The 12911-nt window shown below is 62.8% G+C and carries 6 protein-coding genes; 5 read left to right on the plus strand and 1 reads right to left on the minus strand.

What is annotated here, in order from left to right; genetic code table 11:
• Window positions 1–27 precede the first annotated feature (27 nt).
• Together ACFE70_RS00475 and ACFE70_RS00480 are read left to right on the plus strand one after the other, a co-directional pair.
• Entirely contained in the window at window positions 28–3696 is a 3669-nt protein-coding gene (locus ACFE70_RS00475; RefSeq protein WP_375415731.1) for a CARDB domain-containing protein, read from the plus strand.
• Window positions 3697–4039: 343 nt separating this feature from the next.
• Window positions 4040–4360, plus strand: coding sequence for a hypothetical protein (locus ACFE70_RS00480; RefSeq protein WP_375415732.1), 321 nt, complete (start codon window positions 4040–4042; stop codon window positions 4358–4360).
• 121 nt (window positions 4361–4481) lie between these two features.
• Here ACFE70_RS00480 and hscA read toward each other — a convergent pair whose 3' ends face one another.
• A complete protein-coding gene (gene hscA / locus ACFE70_RS00485) occupies window positions 4482–6389 on the minus strand; it encodes a Fe-S protein assembly chaperone HscA (RefSeq protein ID WP_375415733.1) in 1908 nt (635 codons plus the stop codon).
• Between the two features lie 355 nt (window positions 6390–6744).
• Here hscA and ACFE70_RS00490 point away from each other — a divergent pair, with 355 nt between their 5' ends.
• The 3 genes from ACFE70_RS00490 (at window position 6745) to ACFE70_RS00500 (ending at window position 12910) form a co-directional block, all read left to right on the plus strand.
• The gene (locus ACFE70_RS00490; protein WP_375415734.1) at window positions 6745–8868 is read left to right on the plus strand and encodes a DUF4331 family protein; all 2124 of its coding nucleotides are present in this window, start codon (window positions 6745–6747) and stop codon (window positions 8866–8868) included.
• Window positions 8869–9224: 356 nt separating this feature from the next.
• Window positions 9225–11408 carry a DUF4331 family protein gene (locus tag ACFE70_RS00495; RefSeq protein WP_375415735.1) on the plus strand — a complete coding sequence of 728 codons (2184 nt, stop codon included), beginning with the start codon at window positions 9225–9227 and terminating at the stop codon, window positions 11406–11408.
• Between the two features lie 170 nt (window positions 11409–11578).
• Window positions 11579–12910, plus strand: a complete 1332-nt coding sequence (locus tag ACFE70_RS00500; RefSeq protein ID WP_375415736.1) for a tetratricopeptide repeat protein — start codon at window positions 11579–11581, stop codon at window positions 12908–12910.
• Window position 12911 lies beyond the last annotated feature (1 nt).

Here is a 12911-nt window from a genome sequence, read left to right on the forward strand (position 1 = left end):
TTTTATCAATTCTTTTTTCACTTTTTAATGAAACACAATTACCCTGCGGCCTGGCCGCTTGCCAAGTCCTTGGGCCTTTTAGCGCTGCTAAGCTCCGCCGGGCTTTCAAGTGCCTCGGCGCAAAATTTTCAACTGCCGGCTAACGGCACTACAAGCATCACAACCTGCTCGGGCACGCTCTACGACGATGGCGGGCCAAGCGGCAGCTACTCGCCCAGCGCTAATGGCACCATCACAATTATGCCGGCGACGACCGGCAACAAGGTGCGGCTCGAATTTTCTTCCTTCAGCCTGGAGCCGGGCTATGACGTCGTCTATATCTATGATGGAACGAGTGTGAATGCGCCGCTCATTGGCACGTATGACTCCAGCATCTCACCCGGCACGGTATACGGCAGTTCGGCTTCGGGGGCCCTGACCGTGCGTCTGAGTTCGGACTACACGGTCAACTACAGCGGCTTTGCGGCGACTATTGGGTGCGTGACCGACATTCCACCGCAGGCCCAGGCCGACCTGGCCTTGCAGAGTGCGTCGCTCTCGCCCCTGAGCGTGGTGGCCGGCGGCTCGCTCACGGCGAACTGCTCTATCTATAACCTGTCGGGGGCCACGGCTCCTTCCAGCGCAGTAGGCTACTACCTGTCCAGCAATGCCGTGCTTGATGCTGCCGACCAATTGTTGGGCAACTCGACGGGCTCTGCACTGCAGGTGGGGCAGTCCTCAGCGCGCTACGCCAGCTTCACGGTGCCAGCCGGTACCGCGCCGGGCAACTACTACGTGCTGTTTACAGCTGACTACCAGAACCAGGTCAACGAGTCCAACGAGGGCAACAACGTGGCGGCGGTCAGCATTACCGTGACGCCGCCTGCCATTGACCTCACCATTCAGCAGGCCGTGGTAAATCCGCTAAACACGGCCGCCGGCAACTCCATCAGCTTGAGCTGCGCCATCCTCAACCAGGGCAACGCCCCGGCCAGTAGCAGCAGCGTCGGCTTTTATTTATCAACCAATACGACCCTGGACGCCAACGACCAGCTGCTCACCTCGCAGTTCGGCACGGCTCTCTCGCCACCTTATTCCTCAGACCGCTACGGCACGGCCGCCGTGCCGCCGGGCACCGCGCCCGGCACGTACTACATCCTGTTCGTGGCCGACTATCAGAATCAGGTTGGTGAAACCAACGAGGCCAACAACGTGGCGGCCGTCAGCATCACGGTCTCGCCGGCCGGGGTTGACCTGCTTATCACTCAGGAGCAGCTGTATCAGAGCACGGTCGTGGCCGGCAACAGCGTGCAGATGAACTGCGCGATTTCCAATCAGGGCAACACGCAGGCGAGCAGCAGCGTCGCGGGCTTCTACTTATCCAGCAATCAAACCTTCGACGCCGCCGACCTGCTGCTGAGCACCGCGCAGGGCGGTTCGCTGTCCGCCAATCAGAGCAGCACCCGCTACGCCATTCCGGCCATTCCGGCCGGCACGGCGCCCGGCAGCTATTACGTGCTGTTCGTGGCCGACCCGCAGAACGCGGTGATGGAAATCAACGAAGCCAACAACGTGCGCAGCCAGTCACTGACGGTGCTGGCCCCGAGCATCGACTTGCTGCTGCAAAGTGTCTACTTGAGCCCGACGACGGTGGCGCCCGGTGGCAGCACGGCCGCTTCGTGCTACCTCTACAACCAAGGCAACGCCGCTGCCAACCCGGCGACGGTGGGCTACTTTCTCTCGGCCAACCAGGCCCTGGACGCCAGCGACGTGCTGCTGGGCACTACCAACGGCAGCGTGTTCGGCGGCAACTCGTCGTCGCGCTACCTGGGCCTGACGGTACCGGCGGGCACGGCGGCCGGCAGCTATTACGTACTGTTCGTGGCCGACCATCTTAGCCAAGTCGGTGAAACCAACGAGAACAACAACGTCGCCAGCGCCCCGCTGCAAGTCGTGCCGCCGGGCGTCGACCTGCTCATCCAGCAGCCCTACCTCTCGACCAACAGCGTGACGCCCGGCTTCTCGCTGAGTGCCGACTGCGTTATCCGCAACGCCGGCAATACAACGGCCAACAACAGCCCGGTGGGCTACTACCTGTCGGCCAACCAGGCCCTGGACGCCAGCGACGTGCTGCTTAGCACGACGAGTGGCTTCGCCCTAGGCGCCGAGCAGAGCAGCACCCGCTACGCCAGCCTGGTTATCCCGGCGGGCACGGCGGCCGGCAGCTATTACGTACTGTTCGTGGCCGACCATCTTAGCCAGGTCGGTGAAACCAACGAGAACAACAACGTGGCCAGCGTAAACCTGAACGTGACCGAGCCCTTCAGTGGCACCGTCGTGCCCCTCAGCGGCACGGCAACCATCACTACCTGCTCGACTACCATCTACGACCACGGTGGCTTCAGCAACTACAACGACTACGCCAACGGCTCGCTGACCATTCTGCCGGCCACGGCCGGCGCGATGGTGCGACTGGTGTTCACCACGCTCTCAACTGAAACCGGCCTTGATGTGGTGCGCGTCTACGATGGCACCAGCACCAATGCGCCGCTGCTGGGCAGCTATTCGGGCTACTCGAACAGCCAGCTGCCGCCCGTCCTGCAAGCAACCAACGCCGCGGGGGCCCTGACGGTGCAATTCACCACGGACGGCAGCATTACCTCGACCGGCTTTACAGCCACGGCCAGCTGCGCCACTAACTCCGGGCAGGCCGACCTGCTCTTCACCCAGATTAGTGCCGCGCCGACGGCCGTAGCGACCGGCTCCAGCCTGAGCCTGAGCGCCACTATGCTTAACCAGGGCGCGGCGCCGGCCAGCAGCTCGAACGTGAGCTATTATCTCTCCTCCAATTCCACTTTGGAGGCCAGCGACCTGCTGCTGGGCACCAGCCCCGGCGCGGCGCTGAGCGCCGGCTTCAGCAACTTCCGGCAGGCGCTCGTGACGCTACCGGGCGGCGTGGCGCCGGGTGGGTACTACCTGCTCTTCGTGGCCGACCCGGCGAACGTGGTGGCGGAAGCCAACGAGGGCAACAACGTCTCCTTCCAGTTCCTGACCGTGTTCGAGTCAAACATCGACCTGCTGATTCAGCAGCCGGCGCTATCGGCCGGCACCATCGGCGCAGGGCAGACCCTCAGCAGCAACTGCTTCATGCAGAACTCCGGCACCGCCGCCGCCGCCAGCAGCCCGGTGGGCTACTACCTGTCGGCCAATCAGGTGCTCGATGCCAGCGACCTGCTGCTAGACGTCGTGGCGGGCGGCAGCCTGCCGGCCGGTCAGAGCGCGGCGCGCTCGGCCAACCTGAACATTCCGGCCACAACGGCCGCCGGCAACTACTACGTGCTGTTCGTGGCCGACCCGCAAGGGGTGGTAGGGGAAGCCAATGAGAACAACAATTTCCTGCCCCTACCCCTCACCGTGCGGCAGGCACTGGCCAGCCGCCAGCAAACGGCCGGCTACACCGTGGCCGTTGCGCCTAACCCCGTTGCCAGCGGCAATCAGCTGCGGGTGCAGCTTCAGGGAGCGGGCGTGTCCGGCACGGCGTCGCTGGAGCTGTTCAATGCCCTGGGGCAGCGCGTCCACGTGCAGCCGCTGCAACTGGGTGCCGGGCGCACCAATCAGGCAGAAATTGCCACTCAGCACCTGGTTACCGGCGTGTATTCGCTGCGTCTGAGCGGCCTGCCGGGCCTGCGCGTCACGCGCCGGGTAGTCATCGAATAGGTATTGCTATTACTTCCTGACTTAGTACCGAAGCAGGGGTAGGAAACGCGGGGGCGGCGGCCTAGCATTGTGCCGGGCCAGCCGCCCCCGCTTATTTTTGGCGATGCACCAGCTTTTTCTGCCCAGTGGCTTTCGTCGGTTTGCTCGTTGGCTCGCAAAGCCAAAGCGGCTCGCGGGGCGCGGCCTGCGCCAGCCGAGCTGGCCGGGCGGCGCTACCCTGGCCGCCTCGCTAGTGTTAGGGTTAGGAAGCTTGCTGTCTCTGGCCGGCGTGAAGCCGCCGACTTTTGCCGCGGCTAGGCCCGCGCCCCGCCGGCCCAGCCAGGCACAGGTTGCCGGCTTTTTTTTGCGCGCTATTTTGCGCGCCGACTACACCGCGGCTTATCGGCGGCTGGCCCCGGAAGCGCGGCGGTCAATGAGCCAGAGGCAGTTTCGGGGGCTAGCCCGGCCGTTGGCGGCGCGGGGCCAGCAGCGCGGCGCCGGCATCGAGCTGTACAAGCTTGGCCTGCGGCTGGATGAGCGCGGGGCGGGCACTCAGCTGTTCGTGGCTTTCGCCTGGGTTGCAGACTCCGCTTCGGCGCGGCGCACGCCGCCAGAGTGGCTGGAGACGACGTTCCGCGACACGGCGGCGCGGCAGGTGCTGGAGTTCCGGCTGCGTCACCGCTGAGAGCGGAGCGGCATCTGTTTTGAACGGACTAGAACTAAAATACCAGTACAAAATCGCTTTTGTACTGGTATGTGCTGGTGTAGAGGGTTGCCGGGTGGGTGGGGGGTAGGGATACCTGGTTTTACAAGATTTTCCTGCCCGCCATTGCCTGCTTGATGGAGATGTCCATGACCCGCTCAGCGTAGGGGCGCGTCAGCTCATCCAGCGCGTCCATCTCTTTAAGAATGGGGTCGCGCTCCGGGCTTTGCAGCGCCTGCCGCAGCTTCTGAACCTGCCCGGCGGTGGCGTCTTGCTCTTCCTGAGTGAGATGTTCGGCGTTTTTGCGATGGAAGCTCTCTACCTGATAAAGCAGCTGCTCGGCGGCGGTGCGGGCCTCGATGAGCAAGCGGGCGGCCATGTCCTGCTTGGCATTGGTGAGCGAGTCCAGCAGCATCTGCTCGACCTGCTGGTCGGTAAGGCCGTACTGAGGCTTGATTTCGACCTGCTGGCGGGTATCAGAGCGCAGCTCGACAGCTTCAACTTGCAGGATGCCATCGGCGTTGAGCAGGAAGTTGACATCGACTTTGGGCAGGCCCGCGGGCATGGCCGGGATGCCGCTGAGGACGAACTCGCCGAGCTTGCGGTTTTCGCTCACCAAATCCCGCTCACCCTGGTAAACCCCGATTTTCAGGTTCACCTGGCCGTCCACGCTAGTCGTGTACTGGCGGCCGGCCTTGGTCGGGATTTTCGAGTTGCGCGGGATGATGGGGTCGAGCAGGCCGCCGAGCGTTTCAATGCCGAGCGTGAGCGGCGTCACGTCGAGCAGCAGCACGTCGCGGCGGTTGCCGGCCAGGATGTCGGCCTGAATAGCGGCGCCTAGTGCTACTACTTCGTCGGGATTAAGCGAATTGTTAGCGGGCTGGCCGAAGAATTTCGACACCTCTTCCACCACCAGTGGCACCCGCGTCGAGCCGCCGACGAGCAGCACGGCGTTCAGAGCGGAAGGGGGGGGTAGGGAATTGGAAGACGAGAAACCAGGAGTCAGGTTGGCGTCAGTCAGGGCCTGGCGGCAGGCGGCGATGGTGCGCGCCACGAGCGGATGGATGAGGTCGTTAAATTCCGCTTTGGTGAGCGAAACCGGGTACACCTGGCCGGCATCGTCGGTGAGCTGGGTGGTGAAATCATCGTGCTGGCTCAGGTATTTCTTGGCCATCTCGGCGGCCAGGCGCACCTGTTGTTGCAGTTCGGGGGTTGCGGCAAAGGGGGGGGGTAGGGAACTGGTTTTCTGCCAGTGCTCCACCACCACGCGGTCCATATCGTCGCCGCCGAGCCAGGTGTCGCCGTGGGTGCTGAGCACCTCGAAGATGCCCTGCTGAATGCGCAGGATGCTGATGTCGAAGGTGCCGCCGCCCAGGTCGTACACGGCCACGGTTTTGGTCTCGGCGGGGTCAAGACCAATGCCGTAGGCCAGGGCGGCGGCGGTGGGCTCATTGACGATGCGCAGCACTTCGAGGCCGGCGAGGCGGCCGGCGTCGCGGGTGGCTTGGCGCTGCGAGTCGTTGAAATACGCCGGCACGGTGATGACGGCACGGTTGACGGGCGTCTTGAGGGCGTGCTCGGCGCGGGCTTTCAGCTCTTTCAGAATCAGGGCCGACAGCTCGATGGGCGAGTAGAACCGCTCGCCCACCCGAATTTTGACCAGCCCTTCGGAGTTGTCGTCAATCACCTTGTAGCCGAGCTGGCCGGCGTGCTCGCCGAGGTCGCGGTAGCTCTTGCTCAGCAGGCGCTTCACGGAGTAAATCGTATGGGCGGGGTCAGTGAGCAAAAATTCGCGGGCCGCTTCGCCGACGAGCAAATCGCCGTCCTGGGCCGGGAAGTGAATGACCGAGGGGACGATGGTGCCGCGGCCCAGGTCGTTGATGGCGGCGGGCAGGCGGGTGTCGGGGTGCACGTAGGCCACCAGCGAGTTGGTGGTGCCCAGGTCGATGCCCACAATCAGCTCTTCCTGCTGCAGGCTGCCGGTGGCAAGGTTGATGGCAACTTTAGCCATAGTCAAAAGATAGAAAGCGAGGAGGATAAAGCCGCTCCACGAGAGGCCTGGGAGCAATAAACCGCACCTGAACGTTGCCCCGGATGCGGTTGGCAAAAGTACGCGGTACCGGGCGGGCCCCGGCCGCTGGCCGCGCGGCCGGGGGGTAGGGAACTACCGGCCGAAACCACGCCGCGTAAAAAAATAATTCTATTTTTAAAAAATATAACTTCTTATTGGGTCCATAGCCGTAAATGCGCTTTATATTGCGGTCGCAAAGTCTGACGCCAATGGCTGTTTGGATTCAAACAAGTTGTAACGTTCGCCAATGCGTTTTTATTTCCCAATTTTTTACCAATATAATACCATTTTTCGCATGAGAAAGCTGCTTACCAAACCCTTGTTTCACACGGCCCTGGCCGCCGCTGCCGTGGGTGGCGCACTGGCCTGGACCGGTCAGGTCAACCGTCTGGAGGCGTCAAGCCACCGCGAGGCGCCCCTGATTGCCGACGACCCGTTGGCTGACAACACCGACGTGTACGCCTTCCGCGACCCGACGGACCCGGAGATGATCAACATCATCGCCAACTTTATCCCGTTTCAGCTGCCGCAGGGCGGGCCGAACTACTACCACTTCGGCGAGAACATCCGCTACGAGATTCACATCAAAAACGACGCTACAACCACGGGCGACGACATCACCTATCGCTTCACTTTCACCCGGACCAATGAGGACCCGACGACCCACTTCAACATCCGGCTGGGCAAGGAGAACCTGAAGACGACCTACAAGCTGGAGATGAGCACCCGCGGCGGCGCCTTCACCACCGTAATGGATAACGCCGTGGTGCCGCCCTACAATGTTGGTCCGCGGGCCATCAGCGGTGCGGCCGGCCTGGGCGCGGCCAGCTACGACGCCCTGATGACCAGCGCCATCACGACGGCCGGCGGCGGCAAGGTATTCTGCGGCCCCGTGGACGACCCGTTCTTCGTGGACATTGGCGGCATCGAGGACCTGGGCGGCGTGCGCCCGCTGAATGCCCGCGACGGGTTGTATCATAAGAACGTCAACACTATTGCCTTGCAGCTGCCGATTTCGGTGCTGCAAAAGACCGGCAAACCCGGCTCGGAGGCGGCTAATATTCTCGACCCGAACTATGTAATCGGCGTGTGGGCCTCGGCCAGCCGCCCGGCTATCAAAACGCTGGTCGCGCCTACCGCCACCACGCCTGGCTCACAAACTGTGTCGGGCGAGTACGTGCAAGTCTCGCGCCTGGGAATGCCCCTCACCAACGAGGTGGTGAACCCCATCGGCAACAAGGACGAGTTTAACGCCCGCACGCCCTACACCGAGAACGCAGCCTTCCAGGCCAACTTCGTGAACCCGGAGCTAGGCCTCTACATGGCCGATAACACGCCCCGCAACGGCGCCGCGGCCAAGCCCGCCGGCCAGACCTATTATGGTGAGGCCGTGCCGGGCTTCGCCCCGCTGCGCATTCAGTCCAAATCCCTGGCCGGCCGCGCGGGCCTGCCCACCAATGGTTTTGACTTCCGCAACGGTGCCGACGGCCTCGCGGTGCTTTCGGCCGAGCAGCGCGCCGGCACCGTCTTCGCCGATGCCACCTTCGGCCCTATCCTGTTGCAAACGGGTAAGCCCCGCTCGGCGGACCTGCTGCCCATCTTTATGACCGGCGTGCCCAACCTGCGGCCCTATCAGCTGGCCACCGGCAAAGCCGGCAACCCGCTGGCCGCTGGCAAGCCGTTCATCAACAACTTCCTGCCCGTGGTGGGCGACATGCTGCGCCTGAACATGGCCGTGCCGCCTACCCCCCGCAACTCGACTGATTTCAGCTCCGAGGGCCTGATTGCCGCCGCCCGCCTGGGCCTGACCGACCCGCGCTACAACGCCAACGCTGACCTGGTGAACATCCCCAACATGGACGGCTTCCCCAACGGCCGCCGCCTCGAGGATGACGTAGTCCGCATCGAGCTGCAAGCCGTGAGCGGCGCCGTGCTGGCCGCCATTGGCTTGTGGTATGATGACTTCGGCCCCGACGCCACTAGCGGTGTGACGGCGCAGCTGGGCAGCGTGCTGAGCTTCACCACCGGCATTGAGCGCAACGACACCACGCTCAAGGCGGGCTTCCCCTACGTGCAGGCTCCCTGGGCCGGCACCAAGGCCCAGCCCACGGCTACCTCGCAGCGCGGCACCCGCGGCCTGGGCCTGCAGCCGGTGCTGAGCGCAGTGCAGAACTATCCCAATCCGTTCACCGACCTGACCACGTTCAAGCTGGAGATTGGTGTGAAGTCGAACCTGACTTTGATTGTGAGCGACATCACCGGCAAGCGCGTGGCGACGCTGGCGACTGGCAAGAGCTTCAGCAAAGGCAGCCACGAGCTGACGTGGCGTCCGGGCCGCGAGGTAGCGCCCGGTCAGTACATCGCCACAGTGTACAACGGCAGCACCATGCTGCAATCTCTCCACATCCAGCGCAACTAAGCTGAACGTGCAGCTGACCAGGTAGCCAGTCTTCCTACTGCTACCGAATGGAATAGAGCCGCCGCCGACCTGCCCAGGTCAGCGGCGGCTCTTTTTTATGGCTGTTTGCGTGACGGATTCCGCCTGAATACTGGCCTGAGGTGGCGCATCCGCAGAGGACACAATTTTTTATAAAAACTTTCACAAATTATAAATCCAGGCTCAAGGGTGTCCTCGTACCTTCGTAGGCAAGCATTGAAATAATTACATTAATTCCTCGAATCCTCTGAAAGGATGCTGTGCTGACTTTCTATTCGCGGCCACTCAACCATGCTTTCGCAGCTCTATTTTCTCACCCCAAACCCCTTTTTCATTTTATGAAAAACCTGCTTACCCGTCCGCTCTTCCACGTTGCGCTGGTCGCAACCTCGGTGGGAGGGCTGCTGGCCTGGACCGGCCAGCACAGCGCCCTAGAAGCATCCAGTCACCGCGAAGCGCCGACCATCGCCGACGACCCGCTGGCCGATAACACCGACGTGTACGCGTTCCGCAGCCCCGACAACGTGGCCAACGACGCCAATGCCACGGTGACCATCATCGCCAACTACATCCCGTTTGAGATACCGCAGGGCGGTCCCAACTTCTACACCTTCGGCGAGAATATCCAGTATGATATTCACGTCAAGAACAACGCCGCCACTACCGGCGACGACATCATCTACCGCTTTACGTTCAAGCGCTTCAACGAGGACCCTTCGACGTTTTTCCGGGTGCGGCTGGGCAAAGAGAACCTGCGCACTTACTACGCGCTGGACGTAATCCGCAATGGCACCACCACGCAGCTCACGGGCTTTGCGCCGGTGCCGGCGCCCAACATCGGGCCGCGCTCCATCGAAACCCCGGTGGGCCTGAACCAGGCGGATGGCTACACCGCCTACATGGCCCGCCACGTGCAAACCTTCGGCAACGGCTTGAAGGTGTTCTGCGGCCAAATTGACGACCCGTTCTTCACTGACCTGGGCGCCATCTTTGATTTGGGCGCCGTGCGGCCCGCTGGTGCCGCCCGCGACGGCCTGGCCCGCAAGAACGTGCACACCATCGCCATGAAGATTCCAGTGCGTTTGCTCACCAAGCAGGGGGTAGGAAATCTGACCGCGCAAACCAACATTCTTGATTCCAACTACATCATCGGGGTGTGGGCTTCGGCTAGCCGCCGTACCATGCGCGTCCTCAACCTCGACGGTACCTCGACTGAGCGTGGCAACTTCGTACAGATTTCACGCCTGGGGATGCCCCTCACCAACGAGGTAATTATTCCCATCGGCTTGAAAGACGAGTGGAACTCGCAGCGCCCTTACGGCGTGCCACTGCCCGCCGCCGGCTCGCGGCAGTTTCGCTTCGACCGGAACCTGCTCAACCCGGAGCTGGGCTTGTACGTGGCCGACAACATGCCGATGAATGGCGCCGCGCCCAAGCCCGCTGGTCAGACTTACTTCGGCGAGGCCGTCCCCGGCCTGATGCCGCTACGTATTCAAACCAAGTCGCTGGCTGGTTTGCTGCCCGCCTTCCCCAATGGCTTTGACTTCCGCAACGGAGCCAATGGCCTCTCGCCGCTGGCTGGCTCGGCCGCCGTGGCCGGCACGGCTCTGGCGCCTATCGCCCAGGGTGGCTTCGGCGAGTTCCTGCTCCGCCCCGGCCAGCCGCGCTCAGTTGACCTGCTGCCTATCTTCCACACTGGTGTGCCGAACCTGCGGCCCTATCAGCTGGCAACCGGCAAGAACGGCAACCCGCTGGCCGCCGGCAAGCCCTTCATCAACAACTTCCTGCCTACGTTCGGCGACATGCTGCGCCTGAACATGGCCGTGCCGCCTACCCCCCGCAACTCACCTGACTTCAGCTCCGAGGGCCTGATTGCTGCTGCCGCACTCGGTCTGACCGACCCGCGCTTCAACGCTACGACCGACGTCCAGAACATTCCGAACATGGACGGCTTCCCGAACGGTCGTCGCCTCGAAGATGACGTAACCCGTATCGAGTTGCAAGCTGTGGGTGGCGCCGTGCTGGCTGCCATCGGCCTGTTCTACGACGACTACATGGTGGGCAGCAGCCCCAGCCCGGTAACGCCGCAGCTGCTTAACGTGTTGAGCTTCACCACCAACATTGAGCGCAACGACACGACCTTCAAGTCGGTGTTCCCCTTTGCTCAAACGCCCTGGAGCGGCCTCAACGCCCAGCCCACGCCGACCTCGCAGCGTGGCTCGGTAAGCCAGGCAGCCGGCCTTAATATGAAGCCGGCCGTGACGAACGTGCAGGTATACCCAAACCCGGTGGTTGACCAAACCACGTTCCGGGTGAACACGGGCTTGGCCTCGAACCTGACCATTGTGGTGAGCGACAGCCGCGGTCGCCGTGTCGCCACGATTGCCGACAACAAGCGCTTTGAGGCGGGCAGCCACGAAATCAGCTGGCGTCCCGGCCGCAATCTGCCGGCCGGCCGCTACATCGCCACGGTCTACAACGGCCGCACGGTGGTGCAGTCGGTGCAGATTCAGCACGACTAATGCAGTAAGGCTGCGGCCCGACGCAGCCTGTTAGCCCGAAAGAGCCGCCGGTTGACCTGTTCAGGTTGGCGGCGGCTCTTTTTTTGCGGCTGGTTGAGCTGGATTACCTTTAGCTTTACGTGCTGCCAAGGGCATCCCATTTCTGATTTGTTTCCTCTTCTTCTCTTTTTGTGAGAAAATATCTCTACCCCCTACTGCTGCTGGGCTTTGGCATGGCAGTAGCCGCCATTTTCATCTTTAAAAAGCCGGGTACGGCCGCCATTCCTACCCTCAAGGAGCGGCCCAGCCACCTGGCCTTGGGCGGCGAGTGGACGAACACCAAAAAAGCCATTCAGGGGCTACTGGGCAAGCTGCGCCAGAACCCCGACGACCACCAGAGCCAGCTGCTGCTGGCCCAAGCCTACATGCAGGAGGCCCGCGTCACCGGCGACCACCCTTACTATGACGGCGCGGCCATGCAGCTGCTGGAAAAAGTGCTGGTCGCCGAGCCCGGCAACTTCGAGGCTTTGTGCTCGAAGGCCTCACTGTGCTTAACCCAGCACCACTTCTCCCAGGGCCTGGCCGTGGCCGAGCAGGCCGTGAAAATAAACCCCTACAACTCGTTTGTGTATGGCCTGCTCTGCGATGCCAACGTCGAGCTGGGCCGCTATGATGAGGCCGTGAAGATGGCCGACAAGATGAACCAGGTGCGCCCCGACCTGCGCTCCTACGCCCGCGTGAGCTACCTGCGCGAGATATACGGCGACGTGCCCGGCGCCATCGAGGCAATGGACATGGCTACCAAGGCCGGCTATATTGGTCTGGAGCAAACCGAGTGGAGCCGCGTGCAGCTCGGCCACCTGTATGAAAACTCCGGCGACCTGACCCGCGCCGAAAACGAGTACCAGAAATCCCTGGCCGTGCGGCCCTACTACGCCTACGCCCTGGCTGGGCTGGGCCGGGTGGCGGCGGCCCGCCGCGACTACCCCACCGCCATCAAGCACCTGGAGCAGGCCCGCGCCCTGGTCAAGGACTATGCCTTTGCCGACGAGCTGGCTGACCTCTATCGCTTGAACAAGCAGCCCGAGCAGTCTGAAAAGATGGCCGCCGATGCCATCCGGCAGCTCAGCGAGGCAGCCGACGAAGCCGACGAAAACGAGGAGATGGGCCACTACGCCGACCGCGAGCTGGCCTACGCCTATCTGAAAACCAATGAGCCCGAACTAGCCCTCAAGCACGCCAAAATCGAGTATGAGCGCCGCCCCGACAACATCGACGTGAACGAAACGCTGGCCTGGGTATACTACCGGCGCGGTGAGTTTGCTGAGGCCCAGAAATACATGCAGGTGGCGCTGCGCACCAACTCCCAGAACCCGGTGCTGCTGTGCCGCGCCGGCCTCATCGCCACCAAAGCCGGGCAGCCAGCTCAGGGCCAGGCCTTGATTACCAAGGCACTGGCTATCAATCCCTACCTCAGCCCCGACCTGGCCGCCGAAGGCAAGCAGCTGCTGGCCGTGCGCTAAT

It is taken from the genome of uncultured Hymenobacter sp. (assembly GCF_964243305.1).
Classification (GTDB): domain Bacteria; phylum Bacteroidota; class Bacteroidia; order Cytophagales; family Hymenobacteraceae; genus Hymenobacter.

Coding starts and splice junctions, on each gene's coding strand:
- ACFE70_RS00475 (WP_375415731.1), top strand. CDS start 28: ATGAAACACAATTACCCTGCGGCCTGGCCGCTTGCCAAGTCCTTGGGC.
- hscA (WP_375415733.1), bottom strand. CDS start 6,389: ATGGCTAAAGTTGCCATCAACCTTGCCACCGGCAGCCTGCAGCAGGAA.
- ACFE70_RS00490 (WP_375415734.1), top strand. CDS start 6,745: ATGAGAAAGCTGCTTACCAAACCCTTGTTTCACACGGCCCTGGCCGCC.
- ACFE70_RS00495 (WP_375415735.1), top strand. CDS start 9,225: ATGAAAAACCTGCTTACCCGTCCGCTCTTCCACGTTGCGCTGGTCGCA.